The 18,701-nt window shown below is 65.6% G+C and carries 19 protein-coding genes and 1 tRNA gene; 14 read left to right on the top strand and 6 right to left on the bottom strand.

Annotated features, from left to right (window positions below):
- The first annotated feature begins 43 nt into the window (after positions 1-43).
- The 6 genes from lptC (at position 44) to ptsN (ending at position 5,557) form a co-directional block, all read left to right on the top strand.
- Positions 44-733: an LPS export ABC transporter periplasmic protein LptC gene (lptC, locus tag ACN0WF_RS06350; RefSeq protein ID WP_417771959.1), complete on the top strand. Its 690-nt coding sequence runs from the start codon at positions 44-46 to the stop codon at positions 731-733.
- Positions 734-768: 35 nt separating this feature from the next.
- Positions 769-1,350 (top strand): LptA/OstA family protein, encoded by a 582-nt coding sequence (locus tag ACN0WF_RS06345; protein ID WP_417771958.1) that lies wholly within the window; start codon positions 769-771, stop codon positions 1,348-1,350.
- 186 nt (positions 1,351-1,536) lie between these two features.
- Complete coding sequence (gene lptB, locus ACN0WF_RS06340) at positions 1,537-2,277, top strand: LPS export ABC transporter ATP-binding protein (protein ID WP_417772157.1); 741 nt, start codon at positions 1,537-1,539, stop codon at positions 2,275-2,277.
- 145 nt (positions 2,278-2,422) lie between these two features.
- Positions 2,423-3,970, top strand: a complete 1,548-nt coding sequence (gene rpoN / locus ACN0WF_RS06335) for an RNA polymerase factor sigma-54 (RefSeq protein ID WP_417771957.1) — start codon at positions 2,423-2,425, stop codon at positions 3,968-3,970.
- Positions 3,971-4,439: 469 nt separating this feature from the next.
- Complete coding sequence (gene hpf / locus ACN0WF_RS06330; protein WP_417771956.1) at positions 4,440-5,015, top strand: ribosome hibernation-promoting factor, HPF/YfiA family; 576 nt, start codon at positions 4,440-4,442, stop codon at positions 5,013-5,015.
- A gap of 77 nt (positions 5,016-5,092) precedes the next feature.
- Positions 5,093-5,557 carry a PTS IIA-like nitrogen regulatory protein PtsN gene (gene ptsN / locus ACN0WF_RS06325; protein ID WP_417771955.1) on the top strand — a complete coding sequence of 155 codons (465 nt, stop codon included), beginning with the start codon at positions 5,093-5,095 and terminating at the stop codon, positions 5,555-5,557.
- 100 nt (positions 5,558-5,657) lie between these two features.
- Here the strand turns inward: ptsN and ACN0WF_RS06320 are convergent, their stop codons facing one another.
- Together ACN0WF_RS06320 and ACN0WF_RS06315 are read right to left on the bottom strand one after the other, a co-directional pair.
- The gene (locus tag ACN0WF_RS06320) at positions 5,658-5,915 is read right to left on the bottom strand and encodes a DUF1150 family protein (RefSeq protein WP_417771954.1); all 258 of its coding nucleotides are present in this window, start codon (positions 5,913-5,915) and stop codon (positions 5,658-5,660) included.
- Positions 5,916-6,018: 103 nt separating this feature from the next.
- A complete protein-coding gene (locus tag ACN0WF_RS06315) occupies positions 6,019-6,447 on the bottom strand; it encodes an Hsp20 family protein (RefSeq protein WP_417771953.1) in 429 nt (142 codons plus the stop codon).
- A 464-nt stretch (positions 6,448-6,911) separates the two neighbouring features.
- On the opposite strand from ACN0WF_RS06315, the gene ACN0WF_RS06310 reads away from it, so the two are divergent.
- Both ACN0WF_RS06310 and ACN0WF_RS06305 read left to right on the top strand, forming a co-directional pair.
- Positions 6,912-7,520 carry a hypothetical protein gene (locus tag ACN0WF_RS06310; protein ID WP_417771952.1) on the top strand — a complete coding sequence of 203 codons (609 nt, stop codon included), beginning with the start codon at positions 6,912-6,914 and terminating at the stop codon, positions 7,518-7,520.
- A 19-nt stretch (positions 7,521-7,539) separates the two neighbouring features.
- Complete coding sequence (locus ACN0WF_RS06305; RefSeq protein WP_417771951.1) at positions 7,540-9,225, top strand: methyl-accepting chemotaxis protein; 1,686 nt, start codon at positions 7,540-7,542, stop codon at positions 9,223-9,225.
- 125 nt (positions 9,226-9,350) lie between these two features.
- On the opposite strand, the gene ACN0WF_RS06300 is transcribed toward ACN0WF_RS06305, so the two are convergent.
- Positions 9,351-10,328 carry an NADPH:quinone reductase gene (locus tag ACN0WF_RS06300; RefSeq protein WP_417771950.1) on the bottom strand — a complete coding sequence of 326 codons (978 nt, stop codon included), beginning with the start codon at positions 10,326-10,328 and terminating at the stop codon, positions 9,351-9,353.
- A 153-nt stretch (positions 10,329-10,481) separates the two neighbouring features.
- Positions 10,482-11,495 carry a zinc-binding alcohol dehydrogenase family protein gene (locus ACN0WF_RS06295; RefSeq protein WP_417771949.1) on the bottom strand — a complete coding sequence of 338 codons (1,014 nt, stop codon included), beginning with the start codon at positions 11,493-11,495 and terminating at the stop codon, positions 10,482-10,484.
- Positions 11,496-11,602: 107 nt separating this feature from the next.
- Here ACN0WF_RS06295 and ACN0WF_RS06290 point away from each other — a divergent pair, with 107 nt between their 5' ends.
- On the top strand, positions 11,603-11,968 hold the full coding sequence (locus ACN0WF_RS06290) for a winged helix-turn-helix transcriptional regulator (RefSeq protein WP_417771948.1): 366 nt from the start codon (positions 11,603-11,605) through the stop codon (positions 11,966-11,968).
- 210 nt (positions 11,969-12,178) lie between these two features.
- Here ACN0WF_RS06290 and ACN0WF_RS06285 read toward each other — a convergent pair.
- Together ACN0WF_RS06285 and ACN0WF_RS06280 are read right to left on the bottom strand one after the other, a co-directional pair.
- Positions 12,179-12,254, bottom strand: a tRNA-Ala gene (locus tag ACN0WF_RS06285).
- A 206-nt stretch (positions 12,255-12,460) separates the two neighbouring features.
- Positions 12,461-12,856: a TIGR02300 family protein gene (locus ACN0WF_RS06280; protein WP_417771947.1), complete on the bottom strand. Its 396-nt coding sequence runs from the start codon at positions 12,854-12,856 to the stop codon at positions 12,461-12,463.
- A 267-nt stretch (positions 12,857-13,123) separates the two neighbouring features.
- Here ACN0WF_RS06280 and aroA point away from each other — a divergent pair, with 267 nt between their 5' ends.
- The 5 genes from aroA (at position 13,124) to ACN0WF_RS06255 (ending at position 18,680) form a co-directional block, all read left to right on the top strand.
- A complete protein-coding gene (gene aroA / locus ACN0WF_RS06275; protein WP_417771946.1) occupies positions 13,124-14,479 on the top strand; it encodes a 3-phosphoshikimate 1-carboxyvinyltransferase in 1,356 nt (451 codons plus the stop codon).
- Positions 14,476-15,102, top strand: a complete 627-nt coding sequence (gene cmk / locus ACN0WF_RS06270) for a (d)CMP kinase (RefSeq protein ID WP_417771945.1) — start codon at positions 14,476-14,478, stop codon at positions 15,100-15,102. The genes aroA and cmk overlap by 4 nt, the downstream gene beginning before the upstream one ends.
- A gap of 357 nt (positions 15,103-15,459) precedes the next feature.
- A complete protein-coding gene (gene rpsA, locus ACN0WF_RS06265) occupies positions 15,460-17,169 on the top strand; it encodes a 30S ribosomal protein S1 (RefSeq protein ID WP_417771944.1) in 1,710 nt (569 codons plus the stop codon).
- Between the two features lie 204 nt (positions 17,170-17,373).
- On the top strand, positions 17,374-18,381 hold the full coding sequence (gene sppA / locus ACN0WF_RS06260) for a signal peptide peptidase SppA (protein WP_417771943.1): 1,008 nt from the start codon (positions 17,374-17,376) through the stop codon (positions 18,379-18,381).
- The gene (locus ACN0WF_RS06255) at positions 18,378-18,680 is read left to right on the top strand and encodes an integration host factor subunit beta (protein ID WP_417771942.1); all 303 of its coding nucleotides are present in this window, start codon (positions 18,378-18,380) and stop codon (positions 18,678-18,680) included. The genes sppA and ACN0WF_RS06255 overlap by 4 nt, the downstream gene beginning before the upstream one ends.
- The last annotated feature ends 21 nt before the right edge of the window (positions 18,681-18,701 follow it).

Here is an 18,701-nt window from a genome sequence, read left to right as displayed (position 1 = left end):
GCGACGGCGCCGACCGACGCGCCTTGGCGGCGCGAACAGGATCATGACGGACGGGACCTTGGAACAGCAGGTCGTCACTCAAGCCGCGCACGCGGGACCCTCGGGTCCCCGCGCGGGCACAGGCAGGGCGCAGGCCCGGGAGGCGGCGCGCCGCCACTCCCGGCGGGTGCGCCGGCTGCGGGTCATTGTGCCCGGCCTCGGCCTGCTGCTGTTCCTGGCCGTCGCCGGCATGATGGCCGTCAGCAGCTATCTCAGCGGCCTCGGCTTCGGCGCGATCACGCTGACCGCCGACGGGCTTGTGATGGACAGCCCCGAGCTTTCCGGCCACGACGGTGATCGCTCCTACCGGGTGACGGCGCGCCGCGCCATCCAGCGCATCAGCGACCCGCGCATCATCGACCTCGAGGACATCAAGGCCGAGCTGAAACTCTCGGCCGAGCAAAGCCTCGCCCTCACCTCGGTGCGCGGCACCTACAACAGCGCCGAGGAAACGCTCGCCCTTGCAGGCGGTATCGACGTCACCACCAGCGAGGGCTATTCCGCACGCTTCGGCTCGCTTGACGTCAACCTCAAGACCGGCGAGATCAGAACCCCCGACCCGACAACGCTGATGTCGTCTTTCGGCTCACTGACCGCCTCGCGGATGCGTTTCGACCAGGATGGCAGTACACTCACCTTCACCGACGGGATCCGGATGACCATCGACCCGTCCAAAACGGGGCAGTCCCAATGAACAGCGGAGCGCATCCCATGATGGACAGACTGGCCATGACGGACAGAACGGCCGCGGCCGGGCCACGATCCACGCGCCTTTTCCGGCGCGTGCGAAAGAGCGCCCTTGCCTTTGCCGTGCTTGCCGCCGCGACGCTGCCGGCCGGCGCGCAGACCTTTTCCGACGCCTTCGCCGGGTTCGGCTCCAACGACCGCGAGCCGATCCAGATCGAGGCGAAGGAGCTGCAGGTCCAGGACAAGAACCAGAGCGCGGTGTTCAGTGGCGACGTCGTCGTCACCCAGGGCAACGCCGTGCTCAAGACCCAGAGGCTGCTGGTGCGCTACGACGGCACGGCGACCGGCGGCGTCAACCAGAAGATCTCCAGCCTCGAGGCGAGCGGCCGCGTCTACATCTCCTCGCAGGACCAGACGGCGACCGGCGACCAGGCGAGCTTCGACATGAAGGCCCAGCGCATGGTCATGACCGGCAAGCAGGTGGTTCTCTCGCAGGGGCCGAACGTCATCGTCGGCAACAAGCTGACGGTGAACCTCAAGACCGGGCAGGCGGATCTCGAGGCGCCGAGGAGCGGTCGCGTCAAGGTTCTGATCCAGCCCAACAGCATGCCGAAGTCCCAGTAGGTCGACGCTTCGGCCTCGACACACCGGGAGCGAGCCCCTATTCCTTGCCGAACTGGTGCCCGCGTCACGCAAGCGGGCGCCGGATTGCCGGACCAGGACATTCTCCGACTGGATGCCCCCTTGAAGCTCATCTCGTTCTTTTCTTCTGGCGCGCGCGCCCCCGCCGACCACGGCCAGGATCACCACATCGATCCCGTCGCGGAGGACGGCCTTCTGGTCGTCGACGGCATCGGCAAGAGCTACAAGCGCCGCCAGGTGGTGCGCCATGTCAGCCTGATGGTGCAACGGGGCGAGGCGGTCGGCCTGCTCGGCCCCAACGGCGCTGGCAAGACGACCTGCTTCTACATGATCACCGGCCTGATCCAGCCCGACCACGGTGCGATCCGCCTCGACGGGTTCGACATCACGCGCCTGCCGATGTACCGGCGTGCCAGGCTCGGCATCGGCTACCTGCCCCAGGAAGCCTCGATCTTCCGCGGCCTGTCCGTAGAGGACAACATCCGCGCCGTGCTCGAGGTGGTCGAGCCCGACCGCAAGCGCCGGACGGAGGATTTGGAGAACCTGCTCGAGGAATTCGGCGTCACGCATCTGCGCAAGTCGCCGGCCATCGCGCTTTCGGGTGGCGAGCGGCGGCGCGTTGAAATCGCGCGCGCGCTCGCCAGTCGGCCGACCTTCATGCTTCTCGACGAACCCTTCGCCGGTATCGACCCCATCGCCGTCGGCGACATCCAGCAGCTCGTGCGCCACCTGACACAGCGCGGCATCGGTGTCCTCATCACCGACCACAACGTGCGCGAGACGCTCGGCCTCATCGACCGGGCCTATATCATTGCCGCCGGCGAGGTCCTGACCGAGGGCTCTCCCTACGAGATCGTCGCCAATCCGGACGTGCGCCGGCTCTATCTGGGCGAACAGTTTACGCTTTGAAGCGACCCCCGCGTTAGGATACAAAGCAAGAAGCGGACCAATTTTGTTGCGTCCGCCCGAGATTGCATGTGCGGCATGATGGCGCGCGACGGGCAGCCTTGCCCGCGTCGCGCCGCTGCCGAACGGGAGGAAACCGGGAGCCTTCATGGCCCTATCACCGAAGCTGGAGATCCGTCAGGGCCAGACCCTGATCATGACGCCGCAGTTGATGCAGGCGATCAAGCTCCTGCAGATGTCGAGCCTCGATCTGACGAGCTACGTCGAGGCGGAGATGGAGCGCAATCCGCTTCTGGAACGCTCCGAGGGAGACGGCGGCGGCGCGGAGCGCGACGACCCGGGCGCGGATGACGGCGCGCGCGAGGCGGCCTCCGGCGAGAACGACGGCGAATGGCTGCGTTCGGAGCTTTCCGACACCTCCCGCGAGATCGCCGACAAGCTCGACACCGATCTTGGCAATATCTACCCCGACGATCCGGGCACACGGGTTTCGGCCGACGCCGGCGGCGAGCCGACGCAGCGCGACGCCTGGCAGATGGGCCTCGGCGGCGGCAGCGGCGCGGGCGGCAGCGGCGACGGCTACAATCTCGAGGCCTTCGTCGCCTCCGGCGTCAGCCTGCAGGACCACCTGGCCGCACAGATGGTGCTCGCCTTCACCGACCCGGTGGAGCGCATCGTCGCGCGGGCGATGATCGACAACCTCGACGAGGCCGGCTACCTCAGGTTCGACCTCGACGAGATGGCCGACCGGATGGGACTGGAGCGGCACCGCCTCGAGGCGGTGCTGAAGGTGCTCCAGACATTCGAGCCGACCGGCGTCTTCGCCACATCACTTCCCGAATGCCTCCGGCTCCAGCTCATCGAGAAGAACCGCTACGACCCGGCCATGGCCTGCCTGATCGAGAATATCGAGTTGCTGGCCCGTCATGACCTGGCCGGCCTGAAGGCGCTGTGCGGGGTCGATGACGAGGACCTGGCCGAGATGATCGGCGAATTGCGCGCGCTAGATCCCAAGCCCGGCAGTTCCTTCGGCGAAACGCTGGTGCAGCCCGTGGTTCCGGACGTGATCGTGCGGCCCGCGCGCGATGGCGGCTGGAGCGTGGAACTGAACAGCGAGACGCTGCCCAAGGTGCTGGTCAACCAGACCTATTATGCCGAAATCAGCACGCAGGCGCGCGGCGAGAAGGAAAAGGCCTTCCTGACCGACTGCCTGCAGACGGCCAACTGGCTCGCCAAGAGTCTCGACCAGCGGGCCCGCACGATCATGAAGGTGGCGAGCGAGATCGTGCGCCAGCAGGATGCCTTTCTGGCCTATGGCGTGCAGCATCTTCGACCGCTGAACCTGCGCACCATCGCCGAGGCGATCTCGATGCACGAGTCGACCGTGAGCCGCGTCACGTCGAACAAGTACATGGCGACGCCCAGGGGCATCTTCGAGCTCAAGTATTTCTTCTCCGCCGCCATCGCCTCGAGCGGCGGCGGCGACGCGCATTCGGCCGAAGCGGTGCGCCACCGCATCCGCACGCTCATCGACGCGGAGGCACCCGACAACATCCTCTCCGACGATACGATCGTGAAGATCCTCAAGGACGATGGCGTCGATATCGCCCGGCGCACCGTGGCCAAGTATCGGGAATCCATGAGGATCGGTTCGTCGGTGCAGCGCCGGCGCGAGAAGCGGGCGCGCGGCGGCTGAGGTGCGAACGCAAGGTGCCGCCCCGGGCTCCGGCGCGAGGCGCGGGACGGGTTTCGAGACCTCCCGGAAATCCCCATGCGGGAGTTCATTTGACTTCCCCCCGGCGGACGCTTATAGCACCGGCCGCGGCAGAGAGCGGACGGGACGTCCGCCTGCCGCGCGGAAGCAGCCCGAACCGACCAGGATCGCAGCCGGAATTCGCGCCGGAGCGAACAGGCATTGCCTCTGGAGACAATCGGACGCAGGGCTGGCACGGACAGGCCGCGAGAAGCGGTCGATCCGCGCACGACGCGGCGCTCGCATGCGCCGTGCCGTGCTGATAGGGTTGACCCGGTACGGGACGGCTGCACGCGAATCGGTGTAGCTGGCTTGTTACCACTCGAGAAGAGAAGGCTCGGCGTTGTTGACGGGGCTCCTTCGGGATCAGGTCGCTGGCGTCGGGTTCGGTCCAGAAAAAGAAGAGGTTCCCATGTCTCTGCGGGTATCGGGGAAGAATGTCGACGTTGGTGACGCGCTGCGCACGCACATCGAGGAGCGCCTTGCAGAAGGCGTATCGAAGTACTTCGATGGCGGCTTCACGGGCCATGTGACGATCGGTCGGGAAGGCTCGGGCTATCGCTCCGAGTGCAATCTGCATCTCGACACGGGTATCGACCTTCAGGTTTCCGCCGACAGCCAGGACCCGCGCCAGAGCTTCGATGCCGCCGCGGAGCGGATCGAGAAGCGCCTGCGGCGCTACAAGCGCAAGCTCAAGGACCATCACCTGCACGCCGCAAACGGTCGTGAGGCGATGAACGCGGCGACCTACGTATTGGCCTCCGTCGAGGAAGAGGAGGAGGTTGCGGCCGACTTCACGCCACTTGTCGTGGCCGAGACCTCGGCGAAGGTGAAGACCATGACGGTCGGCATGGCCGTGATGCATCTCGACCTCACCGAGGCGCCGGTGGTGGTGTTCCACAACGCCGGAAACGGCAATGTGAACGTCGTCTATCGGCGTGCGGACGGCAACTACGGGTGGATCGACCCGGAAAACGCCGCAAAATAATCAATCACGGTCGACGCCGCGCCCAGTGCGGGCGCGGCCGTTTCCGACCAATCCCTTCAACTGCCACGAGTCGCCTCATGGACCTCAACGATCTCCTCACATCGAAAGCGATCGTTCCGAGCCTGAAAGCAAACAGCAAGAAGCAGGCCCTTCAGGAACTGGCGACGAAAGCCGCCGCCGTTACCGGTCTGCCGGAGCGCGACATCTTCGACACGCTGTTGCAGCGCGAGCGCCTGGGTTCCACCGGCGTCGGCAACGGCATCGCGATCCCGCATGGCAAGCTGGTGCAGCTCGACAAGCTTGTCGGCCTGTTCGCACGGCTTGACCGGCCGATCGACTTCGACGCGCTCGACGATCAGCCCGTCGATCTCGTCTTCGTTCTCCTGGCGCCCGAGGGCGCCGGCGCGGACCACCTGAAGGCGCTAGCCCGCATTGCCAGGCGCCTGCGTGATCCGGGCACTGTGGCGAAGCTGCGCGCAACCAGCGACGCGGATGCGCTGTACACGATCCTGACCCAGACCACCGCTTCCAACGCGGCCTGAAACGGTCGGCCCCGGCGCAAAGCCGGAACCGCAAAAACGAAAGGCCCGCGCCATCACGGCGCGGTCCTTCGTCGTTTCATGTTCTGGCGAATGCCCGGGATCAGTGCAGGGCGACCGTCAGAAGCTCATGTTCATGTGCATTGGCGATCGCCGCATCGCGGCTGTCGGTCAGCATGATCGGCGTGCCGTCGGCGTTCAGAAGCACCCAGAGGCGCAGCCCCGGCTCCATCTTCGGCGCCTCGGGAAAGAGCGCCGAAACATCCTCGGACGTCATCCGCTTCACGTAGGCGATCTCGCCGGTGCCAAGAGCCTGGAACTCACCCGGCTCCATGTCCAGTTCACGATTCTCGCAGGTCATAGCATCGCTCCTTTCCGGCGGGCGATCAGGTCGCGCCACCGTGTATCAGTCACTGTCCGGGCCGCCGGATCAAAGAGTCGGGACATGCGTCCCGCCGCTCCCGTCAGTCGCGCGCGTCGATCTCGATGCGGCGGACGGTGCGCTCGGGCGCGGGGCGGGCGAGGTCGATCGACAACAGCCCGTCCTTCAGTTCGGCGCCCAGGATCTCGATCCCCTCGGCCAGCACGAAGGCGCGCTGGAACTGCCGTGCGGCGATGCCGCGGTGCAGGAACTGGCGGGTCTTGTCATCTTCCTGACGGCCCCGGATCACGAGCTGGCTTTCCTCGACGCTGACGTCGAGCTGCTCACGCGTGAAGCCGGCGACGGCAAGTGTGATGCGGATGACCTCGCCCCGCGCCTCCGTCCTGGGAAGACGCTCGATGTTGTAGGGAGGATAACCGTCGTTGGATCCCTTGCTGACCCGGTCGAGCATTCGTTCCAGATCCTCGAACCCGAGAAGCAAGGGGCTCGAAAACGCAGACATGCGCGTCATGTACCTAAGCCCTTTTCAAAAGCGGCCTTCTCGAAGCGCCACGGCCGCGACCTGCGTCCGGGACACTTCAGGTTTCCGGACCCGCTGGCGGCGTCCGGATGGGGCAGAGCGCCCCTGTTGTTGTCTTATATGGCCATACAGGCGCCACGATTCAAGAAAGCGAGAGCCTTTGCAGTCCCCTCCGCGGCGGCAAAAAGCCCGGTGCGCCCACCTCGATGCGAGGCAAGGGTCTTGTCGACCGGGAAAGATCGCCCCGGCTTTCCCGGCACGCCCGCAAGATCCGCCCGCGTCCCGCTGCCCCACAGCAAAAACCTCTTTGCTGCATTGCAAAGAGCTACCGCAAAAATCTCGAATTCTTTCTTAAAGCCATAAGACTCAAGGGAATTTTACAATTATCGAGCATAAATCTCTGATTAACGCCCCAACGTTAAAATCCTCGGTAAAACAAGGGATGGAACGTTTCGATGAAACTCCTTACGCACTGCATGATCGCTGCACTCATTGCCCTGGCATCGCCAGCGCGTGCCGAGCCCCAGGCTCCGGACGCCGCCAGCCTGATCACACCGGACGTCATCGCAAAGACGCGCGAGTGGCTCGCCAATCCGATCGTCCGTCTGTCGGTAACAGCCCAGAACGAACGGCGCGGCAACATCGATCAGGCAACCATCGATGCGCTTGACGCGCAATGGGTCGAGGAGCGCAAGAGCGACGACAAGCCGCTGATTTCGGCGACCCTGTCGGCACCGCTCTCGATCTATCTGCTGCGCGTCCAGGCACAGAACCTCGGCCTTTACACCGAGCTTTTCGTGATGGATCGCAACGGCCTCAATGTCGGGCAGAGCTCGATCACCGGCGATTACTGGCAGGGTGACGAAGCCAAGTTCCAGAAGACCTTCCCCGTGGGCGCGAATGCTGTCTTCATCGACGATCCGGAATGGGACGAGGATCGCAAGATCTGGGCCGTCCAGGTCAACATGACGCTTGCGGACGAAAGCGGCGACACGGCCATCGGCTCGGCGACTGTCGAATTCAACCTCACCGAGCTCATGCGGCGTTCGCAGCCGGCCAGCTAACGCCCAAAAGGTTCCAGTCATGCTCTCCAGACTCTCTGTTTCCGCCAAGGGCGCCATCGCCTTCGCGCTTCTTGCCCTCATTGGCGCCCTTGCCGGCGCGGCAACCTTCCAACGCACCCTTACGGTTTCCTCCGCCGTCGAGCAGGCCGAGCGCCTGGTCGCCGTTGGCAAGCAGGCGACGGAACTGCGCGGCGCGATCCTCGAACAGGCGCTCTGGGTCAAGACGTTCCTGCTGACCGGCGACCGCGATTTCGTACAGAAGGTGGAGACCGCCACCACCGCCATCGGCTCGGACATCGACAAGCTGGGCCAGAGCCTGCTGCGCGAAGCACCCGAGCTCGCCGGCACGGAGACCCGCCTCACCGAGGCCTGGGAGGCATGGCGAACGAATTTCGTTGACCGTCAGTTCCAGCTGATGCGTACCCCCGAAACAGTCGACCTGGCGCGCGCCATGGAGCTGACCAACACCGGCGAGACGCTGCTGCGGCAGACATTCGACGAGAACGAGAAGCTGATCGAAGAGCTCAAGAAGCTGGAAAGCGCATTGCTTGACGTGGAGCGCGGGGCCCTGTCCTCGGCACAGGTTATCGCGCTCGGCAGCTGCATCATCATCACCCTTTTCGCGGTGCTGCTTGGCTATCTCAACTACGCGATGATCTCACGCCCGCTGGCCCGCCTGTCGCATGTGGTGCGCCAGCTCGCGGCCGGCGACACCAGCGAGAGCGTCGACTTCGGCAAGCGCGCCGACGAGATCGGCCAGCTCGGCTCGGCCCTCGACGTGTTCCGCGACAACCTGAACCGGACCCGCGAACTGGAGGCGGAGAGCGAGCGCCAGCGGATCGCCGGCGAGCAGGCCCGGCACGCCGAAATGGCGGAAGTCGCCGCCCGCTTCGAGGAGACGGTTCTCGCGATCAGCCGCGAGATGGCGACCGGCCTCGACCAGCTCAACCTTTCGGCCGGTTCCCTCTCCGACATCGCCAACGGCACGACCCATCGGTCCCTGTCGGTGGCCTCCGCCTCGCAGCAGGCGACGGAGAACGTCAACACCGTGGCGAGCGCGACGGAGGAGCTTTCCGCCTCCATCGCCGAAATCAACACGCAGGTTCACGCTTCCGCCCAGGCCGTGACCGACGCCTCGGGCGAGGTGCAGCGCTCCAACCAGGCGGTTGCCAGGCTTCAGGCCGTCGTCGGCAAGATTGGCGACGTGACCAAGCTGATCACCGCCATCGCCGAACAGACCAACCTGCTGGCGCTCAACGCGACCATCGAGGCCGCGCGCGCCGGCGATGCCGGCCGGGGCTTCGCGGTTGTCGCCTCGGAGGTGAAGGCGCTTGCCGAGCAGACCGCGAAGGCGACCGAGGAAATCGATCTGCAGATTTCCGAGATGCGAGATGCGGCCGACGAATCGATCCTGGCGACCGGATCCGTCGCGGAGATGGTGAACGCCATCCACCAGCGCACCTCCGCCATGGCGGCGGCGACGGAGCAGCAGAACGCCGCAACCACGGAGATCGCCCGCAATGTCGCCGAAGCCGCTCAGGGAACGCGCAGCGTCAGCAGCTCGATCACCGATGTCAGCGATCAGGCCACCAAGACGGGCGAGCTCAGCACGGAGATGCAGGAAGCGATCCACCAGCTGCTCGACCGCTCCGGCACGATGCAGCGTGCCATGAGCGAGTTCCTGACGACCGTGCGCGCCGCCTGAGACAGGCTCGCGCGGGTCGACCGCAAACATCGCAACCAAAACAAAAGCCGGACGCGCGAGCGTCCGGCTTTTTCATTGAAACAGTGGACCGCCGGCCAGGCGATGCCCTCCGGCCGACACGCGCCTCAGCCGATGGACAGAACCACGTTGCCGATCACCTTGCCGCTTTCGACCGCCTCATGCGCCGCGACGATCTCGTCGAGCGCATAGGTCCGGGCAACGGCATGGCGCAGGTGGCCTGCCGCGAGATGGGCGTTGAGGGCCGACACGAGCCTCTCGCGCAAGGGGCCAGCAAGTTCGTAGACAATGAAGAAGCGCACCGTCACGCCCTTGGTGATCATCGGCATGAAGTCAAACGCGACCTGCGGGGATCCCGAGCCATAGACGGCATAGCTGCCATCCTGGGCAATGATCTGAGCAAGCGTGCCAACATTCGCCGCCGCATCCACCTCGACGACAAGATCCGCGCCGCGACCGCCGGTGATCTCCGCGACCCGTGCGGCGACATCCTCCTTGCGGTAGTCGATGACAACATCAGCGCCGAGATCGCGGCAGATGCCGGCCTTTTCCTCGGAGCTTGCCGTGGCGATCACCGTCCCCGCCCCATAGAGGCGGGCGAACTGGATGGCATAGGCGCCAACCGCCCCGGCGCCGCCCTGCACCAGCACGGTCGCACCCAGGATGGATCCGCCGCCGGTCACCGCATGAAGCGCGGTCAGGGCGGGAATACCCAGACAGGCGCCCTCCTCGAAGGTGGTTGCCTCCGGCAGCAGGACCGCCTGCGCCTGCGGCAGCACGATAAACTGCGCCGCCGTGCCGGCCGGTCGCTTCCAGGCGCCGTTCCAGATCCACACACGCTCGCCGACGCGCGCGGGAGCAACCCCCTCGCCCACCGCATCGATGACGCCCGCGCCGTCGCTGTGGGGCGTGACGCGGGCCGCGGTGAGCGGCCGGCCGGCGCGGGACTTCACGTCCGACGGATTGACACCGGATGTCTTGAGCCGGACGCGGACTTCGCCGGGTCCGGGCGCGGGGTCGGGAAGCGTCCCGACTTCCAGCACCTCGGCGGCCGAGCCGTTTCGCGAATACCAGCCTGCTTTCATGTTTCCTCTCCCTTGAATTCAAACGGGGTCCCGGCACCTCGATACCCTCGTTCCGCGTCGTGCGGTAGGCCGCGGGGCGAATCGATTCAAATCAGCCCAAGAGGTCCGCTGCGCTGACCGGTGCGCCCTGCGCCTTCCCGGTGTCGACCGGGCTCAGAACCCCTCGAGCACAATCTTTCCCCGCGCCTTGCCGCTTTCGAGCAACGCATGTGCCCGCTTCAGGTTGGTGGCGCTGATCGGGCCCATCGTTTCGCTCAGCGTGCTGCGAATCGCCCCGGCGTCGACCAGCGCGGCCACATCCGCCAGCAACGCGCCCTGACGATCCATGTCGGGCGTGGCGTGAAGGGAGCGCGTGAACATGAACTCCCAGTGGATTGAGACGGACTTTCCCTTGAACCCGTTGACCGTCAGGTTCTCTGGATCGTCGATCAGCCCGAAACGACCCTGCGGCGCGATCAGCGCGACGATCTCATCGAGATGGCGGCAAGTCTCGGTGGTGGAGAAAACAATCCCCGGCGCGCCCAGTTGGAGCGCCTCGACCTGCGCGGCCAGCGGCTTGCCGTGGTCGATGACGTGATGCGCGCCAAGCGACAGGCACCAGTCGCGGGTTTCGGGCCGCGAGGCCGTCGCGATCACCGTCAGGTCGGTGCGTGCCCGCAGAAGCTGGATGGCGATGGAGCCGACCCCGCCGGCGCCACCGACGATCAGCACGGCATTGGCCGCGCCCGGAACCGGCCTGGCCACGTCGAGCCGCTCGAACAGCATCTCCCAGGCGGTGATCGAGGTCAGCGGCAGGGCGGCGGCCTCGCCATCACTCAGCTTGCGCGGGGCAACGGCGGCAAGGCGGGCATCGACCAGATGATACTCGCTGTTTGTGCCGGGCCGGTTCAACGCACCCGCGTAGTAGACCCGATCGCCGGGCGCAAAGCCCTGGGCCTTGTCCCCGACAGCAACGACGGTGCCGACCGCATCCCAGCCAAGAATGCGCGCCTCCCCTTCGGGCGGTATCGCGCCGCGACGGATCTTGTAGTCGACGGGATTGACCGACACCGCCCGAACCTCGACCAGCAGGTCATGCCCGCTCGCCTCCGGTCGCGGCAGTTCGAGATCGAGAAGAGAATCCGTCCGCTCGATCGCGCCGGGAGTTCTGTAGCCGACAGCTTTCATGTCCTTGGCTCCAACGTGAGTGTTTGCCTCGGACCTCATGTACACTACGTATCGAAAAGGATAATACGCACAAGCATCGCCTCTAGTGTCGAAAAGGATACCGTAAAATGGCCAAGGCTCGCCATTCACGCTTCGACTGCAGCCCCGGCTGCTCGGTGGAAGCGGCCGTCAGCCTGATCGACGGAAAATGGAAATGCGTGATTCTGTGGCACCTGCTCAACGAGGGCACGCTGCGCTTCAACGAGCTGCGCCGACGCATTCCAGGCGTCACCCAGCGCATGCTGACAAACCAGTTGCGCGAGCTTGAGGAAGACGGGTTGCTGCACCGGGAGATCTATCCGCAGGTGCCGCCGAAGGTGGAGTACAGCCTCACAGAACGGGGGCACGGGCTGAGCCCGGTGCTGCTGGCGTTGAAGTCATGGGGAGATGCGAATCTGTCGCTCTTCACCAGGACGGCCGACGCAGCCGGCTGAAGGCCAAGGCCTCTTGCGCGAAGCAGCAGGAACGAATGCGCGGGGGAGAAGACGCAAGGCAGAACGCTGACCCGCAAGGCCCGCTCGGGCGGCCACGCCGAGAGACGCGGGCTTTCGGTGCCCGATCACACGGTCGGGGCCCTCGTGCACCGCGCGAGGCCTTTATCCGGCAAAGCTGTTTTCAGGGAAATGCAGTTCCGGAAGGAAGACTGGTGGAGCCGAGGGGAATCGAACCCCTGACCTCTTGAATGCCATTCAAGCGCTCTCCCAACTGAGCTACGGCCCCGTCTTCCAGACTTGAACGAAGCCTCCACCTTGTGGTTTCGAGCTTCGGTTCGTTCGGCGGGGCATTGGGATTGCCCCGGCCGATGCGGGCGGAAAATACGTCTTCCGCCCCTCAAGTCAAGCGGAATAATCCGCCTCACTCAAACTCCCCGAAAAGCCGCCGCCCGCTCTGTGGACAACTCTCTTTCCGGGAAGCAGGACACCGCCTCAGCGGTCGGTGTCCTCGTCGTCGCGCTCCACGACGATGCCGGGAACGTTTTCCTCGTCCTCGTCTTCGTCGTCGATGAACACGTCATCGGTGCTGTCATCGTCCGCCAGATCGTCGTCGACATCGTCGTCGTCGATCCCGGGCGCATCGGCGCCGTTCTCCGCGTCCGCTTCCTCGAGGCTCACGACTTCAGCGCCGCTGTCCTCGACCTCATCGTCCTCATCGTCATCCGGCACGACAGCGGCCGCCTTGGCGGCCTTCTGGATGCGCGTTGCCTGAGCGACGACAAACACCGCACCACACTTCGGGCAGGTGATCGGATCGCGGTTCAGATCGTAGTATTTGGCACCACAACCGCCGCACAGCCGCTTAGTGCCAAGTTCGGGTTTCGCCACGGTTTCGACCCTTGTTTCGACTATCCGGGTTTCTCATAATCGGGCGTTCGCATATAGGCTGACCGAGCTTCTGTCAAAGCCAAATACGGCCCGTCTCTGCAAACGTATCACCACCACCGGCACATGTCGCATTCCTCGCCCCCCGCGAGCGCCGAAAACCGGCGCACGCGCCGGCCGGCGCGCCCTTGCGGCTTCACGGTGACGGATCGTTTCCAGCATGATACGACGGGCGATGCAACACTGGGCTCTCACGCTTCGGAACTGAACATGTCCCATTCGTCTTCCGCGACACCTTTCACGGCCCGCGCGGGCACTGCGCTCAAGGGCCGGGTCACGGTGCCCGGCGACAAGTCGATTTCCCACCGCGCGCTGATGTTCGGCGCGCTCGCCATTGGCCGCACGCGGGTCTCCGGCCTGCTCGAATCCGAGGACGTGCTGAACACAGCCGGGGCGATGCGCGCCTTTGGCGCCAGCGTCGCGCGCCAGGACGACGGAAGCTGGTGGGTCGACGGCGTCGGCCTCGGCAGCCTGCTCGAGCCGGAGACGGTGATCGACTACGGCAATGCGGGAACCGGAGTGCGCCTGGCGCTCGGCCTCGCCGGATCGCACCCCATCGCCGCGACCTTCGTCGGCGATGCGTCGCTGTCGAAGCGGCCGATGGGACGTGTGCTCGACCCGCTGCGCCAGATGGGCGCGCAGGTGGTGGCCCGTTCCGGTGACCGCCTGCCATTGTCGGTGCGCGGTCCCCAGACCGCCGCCCCGATCCACTACCGGGTGCCCGTGCCTTCGGCGCAGGTCAAGTCGGCGGTGCTGCTTGCCGGGCTGAACGCGCCGGGCCGCACTGTCGTCGTCGAACCCATCGCCACCCGCGACCACACCGAGCGGATGCTGGCCGGTTTCGGCGCCGACATTTCCGTGGAGATCGACGAGGCGGGCGGACGCATCATCTCGCTTGTCGGTCAGCCGGAGCTGAAGCCCCAGGACGTGGTCATCCCGGCGGATCCGTCGTCGGCCGCGTTCCCCCTCGTCGCGGCGCTGATCGTCGAGGGGTCGGATGTCACCGTCGAGAACGTGCTGCTCAACGAGAACCGCACCGGCCTGTTGACGACACTGCAGGAGATGGGCGCCGATCTCGTCATCGAGAATATCCGCGAGACCGGTGGCGAGCGGCTGGGCGACGTTCGCGCCCGCCATTCCCGGCTGAAGGGCGTCGTCGTCCCGCCGGAGCGCGCGCCCTCGATGATCGACGAATATCCGGTTCTCGCCGTCGCGGCCGCCTTCGCCGAGGGCACCACCGTGATGGAGGGGCTGGAGGAACTGCGCGTCAAGGAGTCCGATCGGCTTGCCGCCGTCGCGGCCGGCCTGCGCGCCAACGGCATCGAGTGCACGGAGCGCGAGTCCTCGCTATCGGTCACGGGCCGCACCGGCACGACCGGCGGCGGCACCGTGGAGACGCATCTCGACCACCGCATCGCCATGAGCTTCCTGGTGCTCGGCCTTGCCGCCGACCGGCCGGTGAGCGTCGACGACGGCGCTGTCATCGCGACCAGCTTCCCGAGCTTCTGCGACCTGTTCGCCACCCTCGGCGGCGAGATTTCCCAGGCCGGGGAGCGCGCCGCATGATCATTGCAATCGACGGTCCGGCGGCCTCCGGCAAGGGTACGCTCGCGCGCCGGCTGGCGCAGCACTACGGGCTGCACCACCTCGACACCGGCCTTACCTTTCGCGCCGTCGCCGCGGCGTTGCTGGCGCGCGGCCTGCCGCTTGGCGACGAGGCCATCGCGGTCGCGACGGCGCGCAATCTCGACCTGTCGAAGCTCGACCGGGACGTGCTCGCCGCGCATGAGATCGGCGAGGCGGCGTCGCGGATTGCGGTGCTTCCGGCGCTTCGCGAGGAGCTCGTGCGGCTACAGCGCAGCTTCGCCGACGAGCCGCCGGGCGCGGTGCTCGACGGACGCGACATTGGCACCGTCGTGTGCCCCGATGCCGACGTCAAACTCTATGCCACGGCCTCGGCCGAGGTGCGCGCGCGCCGCCGCACCGAGGAAATGCTGTCGAAGGGCAAGGAGGCCGATTTCGCCGAAGTGCTCGCGGACCTGGAGCGCCGCGACGCGCGCGACGCGGGCCGCACCGTCGCACCGCTGAAACAAGCTGACGATGCGCACTTGCTCGACACCTCGGAAATGGATATAGAAACGGCGTTCAAGGCGGCTGTGGATATCGTCGATAGCGTGTGCGCAAGGTAGCGGACACGATTTCGGCGCTTTTTCCGTAAGCTGATCGCGCGCTTGCGCGTACGCGGGCCTGTTTCCCCGCTTGCGTCGGACGCGGATGCTTACTTGCTGGCATCGACTTCCCGCAGCGGCAATTCGCCGGCGACCGGGCAGGGTGGCGCCAGGTCTAGCGGGCCCACGCACTTGATCGACAACGCGCGGTTCGTTTCTTCCGCTTCGCCGGCCCGTCCGGTCCTTCGCTCCCTTCAGGGCACGAAAGACACGACGGTCGCAATGTCCCCTTCGGGTGGGAGATTGCCGGACGAACGGATCGTGGAGAGCAACACCAACCAGCCGGCGACGAGCCGATAAAGGCTGCCAGGAGTTTCGATGAACAGTTTGAACCCCACTCGCGATGAATTTGCTGCCCTTCTGGAGGAGAGCTTCCAGGAGCAGGAGCTCTATGAGGGCTCCGTTGTCACCGGCAAGGTGATCGCCATCGAGAAGGATCTCGCGGTGATCGACGTCGGCCTCAAGGTCGAAGGCCGCATCGCGCTCAAGGAATTTGGCATCAAGGGACGCGACGGCGACGATGCCGGCGTGTCCGTCGGCGACACGGTCGAGGTTTATCTGGAGCGCGTCGAGAATGCGCTCGGTGAAGCCGTCCTGTCGCGCGACAAGGCTCGTCGCGAAGAGAGCTGGATCCGTCTCGAGGTCGCCTTCGAGGCGAACGAGAAGGTCACCGGCCAGATCTTCAACCAGGTCAAGGGCGGCTTCACCGTCGATCTCGACGGCGCCGTGGCGTTCCTGCCGCGCTCGCAGGTCGACATCCGTCCGGTGCGCGACGTCGCTCCGCTGATGCACACGCCGCAGCCGTTCCAGATCCTGAAGATGGACAAGCGCCGCGGCAACATCGTCGTGTCGCGCCGCGTCGTCCTCGAGGAAACCCGTGCCGAGCAGCGCTCGGAGCTGGTCCAGAGCCTCGAGGAAGGCCAGGTCATGGAAGGCGTGGTCAAGAACATCACCGATTACGGTGCGTTCGTCGACCTCGGCGGCATCGATGGTCTGCTGCACGTCACCGACATCGCGTGGCGCCGCATCAACCATCCGAGCGAGGTTCTCTCGATCGGCCAGACCGTCAAGGTGCAGATCATCCGCGTCAACCAGGAGACGCACCGCATCTCGCTCGGCATGAAGCAGCTCGAGGCGGATCCGTGGGATGGCATCGAGGCCAAGTACCCGGTCAACGCCAAGTTCACGGGCCGCGTCACGAACATCACCGACTACGGTGCGTTCGTCGAGCTGGAGCCGGGCATCGAAGGCCTGATCCACGTCTCCGAGATGTCCTGGACCAAGAAGAACGTCCATCCGGGCAAGATCGTGTCCACCTCCCAGGAGGTCGACGTGATGATCCTGGAAGTCGATCCGGTCAAGCGCCGCATCTCGCTCGGTCTCAAGCAGACCCTGCAGAACCCGTGGGAGGCCTTCGCCGAGAAGTTCCCGTCCGGCACCGAGGTCGAGGGCGAGGTCAAGAACAAGACCGAGTTCGGTCTGTTCATCGGTCTCGAGGGCGACGTCGACGGCATGGTCCACCTCTCCGACCTCGACTGGAACCGTCCGGGCGAGCAGGTCATCGAAGAGTACAAGAAGGGCGACGTTGTTCGCGCTGTCGTGCTCGACGTCGACATGGAGAAGGAGCGTATTTCGCTCGGCATCAAGCAGCTCGGCGGCGATCCGTTCGACACTGCTGCGGCCGGTGAGATCCGCAAGGGCGCCATCGTCACCTGTGAGGTCGTCGAGGTGAAGGACGGCGGTCTGGAGGCGAAGATCGCCGACAGCGACCTGACCACCTTCGTCCGTCGCGCCGATCTGGCGCGCGACCGTGCGGACCAGCGTCCCGAGCGTTTCGCCGTTGGCGAGAAGTTCGACGCCCGCATCACGCAGTTCGACAAGAAGACCCGCCGCGTTTCGGCCTCCATCAAGGCGCTGGAAATCGCCGAGGAGAAGGAAGCAGTGGCGCAGTACGGTTCTTCGGACTCCGGCGCGTCGCTCGGCGACATCCTTGCCGCGGCCCTCAAGGCCCGCGACACGGACGACTGAGCCAAGTCGAAAAGACCGGCGACCGTCTCCTGACGGTCGCCAACAGGACCCCGGCCAACGGCCGGGGTCTTTTCGTTTGGACCCCTGAAACATCCCGCTGGGGCACTCCGCCAGGGCGCACGGAAAAAGATCGGGCTTTTCAAGACCCCTTCACCCATGTAGCCATAGGGCAAGCCGTACAGAGCATTGGAAAGGTTGAGACGAATGGCCCTTGATGCAGATGCCATCATCGACCGACGGCGGCTACGCCGGAAAGTCGTATTCTGGCGCGTTGCCGCCTTCGTCGTCCTCGCCGTAGCCCTGGCCGGGGCAATCCACTGGGGCGGCCTTCTCGACCCCGCCGGCCGGCGCTCGGACCATATCGCCCGCGTCGAGATCAGCGGCGTCATCATCGACGACCGGGCGCGGCTCAAGCTTCTCGAGGACATCGCCAAGAGCCCGCGCGTCAAGGCCGTGATCCTGGACATCAACTCGCCCGGAGGATCGACCGTCGGTGGCGAGGCGCTCTACCTCGGCCTGCGCAGGCTCGCGGAAGAAAAGCCCGTGGTCGCGACCATCGGCACGCTTGGCGCATCGGCCGCCTACATGGCGGCCATCGCCGCCGACCGCATCTACGCGCGCTCCACCTCGCTTGCAGGGTCGATCGGCGTCTACATCCAGTACGGCAACATCAAGGGCCTGCTCGACACCGTCGGCGTGGAAATGAACGTGGTGCGGTCGGGCCCACTGAAGGCCGAGCCGAACTTCTTCGACAAGACGCCGGAAGCCGTGCGCCAGAACCTGCAGGCGGTCATCGACGACAGCTATGCGTGGTTCGTCTCCCGCGTCGCCGAGCGCCGCAAGATGAGCGAGGACGCGGTGCGCGCCGTCGCCCAGGGCGGCATCTATTCCGGCGAACGCGCCATGTCCTCCGGCCTCGTCGACGCCATCGGCGGCGAGAAGGAAGCAGCAGCCTGGCTTGCCGAAACCCACGACCTGCCGAAGGATCTGCCGGTGGTGACCTGGAAGGTAGGCGGCGAGACCGGCAGCGGTCTTCCGTTCTTCTCGCGCATGGCGCATGCCTTCGGATCCGGCATCGCAAGCGAAATTTCAGGGACGTTGGGCAGGGCTGGTGAACTTTTTGCGGAGGGCGTCGCGCTTGACGGTCTCGTATCGGTTTGGCACGCTCAGGGCGCGGCGGACGCAGACGGTGGGTCAGGGGGGCGCGAATGATCAAGTCAGAATTGGTGCAGCGGATTGCCGAGCAAAATCCGCATCTCTATCAGCGCGATGTCGAGAACATCGTCAATGCCATTCTTGACGAGGTCACCAATGCCCTGCGTCACGGCAATCGCGTCGAGCTGCGGGGCTTCGGAGCTTTCTCCGTCAAGAACCGCCCGGCCCGAACCGGACGCAATCCGCGCACCGGACAAAAGGTCGAGGTCGAGGAAAAATTCGTGCCGTTCTTCAAGACCGGCAAGGAGATGCGCGAACGCCTGAACGACGGCGAGGACCACGGCGAAGACGACTGAGCCGCCGGGGAGCCTGCTGAG

The organism is Stappia sp. (genome assembly GCF_048268045.1).
GTDB lineage: Bacteria > Pseudomonadota > Alphaproteobacteria > Rhizobiales > Stappiaceae > Stappia.
The sequence above is the reverse complement of the archived record's forward strand: the minus strand, read 5'-3'. Positions and strand labels throughout refer to the sequence as shown.

Excerpts from the sequence above, each read along its gene's own strand:
- lptC (WP_417771959.1), top strand. The coding sequence starts at position 44 with ATGACGGACGGGACCTTGGAACAGCAGGTCGTCACTCAAGCCGCGCAC.
- ACN0WF_RS06345 (WP_417771958.1), top strand. The coding sequence starts at position 769 with ATGACGGACAGAACGGCCGCGGCCGGGCCACGATCCACGCGCCTTTTC.
- rpoN (WP_417771957.1), top strand. The coding sequence starts at position 2,423 with ATGGCCCTATCACCGAAGCTGGAGATCCGTCAGGGCCAGACCCTGATC.
- hpf (WP_417771956.1), top strand. The coding sequence starts at position 4,440 with ATGTCTCTGCGGGTATCGGGGAAGAATGTCGACGTTGGTGACGCGCTG.
- ptsN (WP_417771955.1), top strand. The coding sequence starts at position 5,093 with ATGGACCTCAACGATCTCCTCACATCGAAAGCGATCGTTCCGAGCCTG.
- ACN0WF_RS06320 (WP_417771954.1), bottom strand. The coding sequence starts at position 5,915 with ATGACCTGCGAGAATCGTGAACTGGACATGGAGCCGGGTGAGTTCCAG.
- ACN0WF_RS06315 (WP_417771953.1), bottom strand. The coding sequence starts at position 6,447 with ATGACGCGCATGTCTGCGTTTTCGAGCCCCTTGCTTCTCGGGTTCGAG.
- ACN0WF_RS06310 (WP_417771952.1), top strand. The coding sequence starts at position 6,912 with ATGAAACTCCTTACGCACTGCATGATCGCTGCACTCATTGCCCTGGCA.
- ACN0WF_RS06305 (WP_417771951.1), top strand. The coding sequence starts at position 7,540 with ATGCTCTCCAGACTCTCTGTTTCCGCCAAGGGCGCCATCGCCTTCGCG.
- ACN0WF_RS06300 (WP_417771950.1), bottom strand. The coding sequence starts at position 10,328 with ATGAAAGCAGGCTGGTATTCGCGAAACGGCTCGGCCGCCGAGGTGCTG.
- ACN0WF_RS06295 (WP_417771949.1), bottom strand. The coding sequence starts at position 11,495 with ATGAAAGCTGTCGGCTACAGAACTCCCGGCGCGATCGAGCGGACGGAT.
- ACN0WF_RS06290 (WP_417771948.1), top strand. The coding sequence starts at position 11,603 with ATGGCCAAGGCTCGCCATTCACGCTTCGACTGCAGCCCCGGCTGCTCG.
- aroA (WP_417771946.1), top strand. The coding sequence starts at position 13,124 with ATGTCCCATTCGTCTTCCGCGACACCTTTCACGGCCCGCGCGGGCACT.
- cmk (WP_417771945.1), top strand. The coding sequence starts at position 14,476 with ATGATCATTGCAATCGACGGTCCGGCGGCCTCCGGCAAGGGTACGCTC.
- rpsA (WP_417771944.1), top strand. The coding sequence starts at position 15,460 with ATGAACAGTTTGAACCCCACTCGCGATGAATTTGCTGCCCTTCTGGAG.
- sppA (WP_417771943.1), top strand. The coding sequence starts at position 17,374 with ATGGCCCTTGATGCAGATGCCATCATCGACCGACGGCGGCTACGCCGG.
- ACN0WF_RS06255 (WP_417771942.1), top strand. The coding sequence starts at position 18,378 with ATGATCAAGTCAGAATTGGTGCAGCGGATTGCCGAGCAAAATCCGCAT.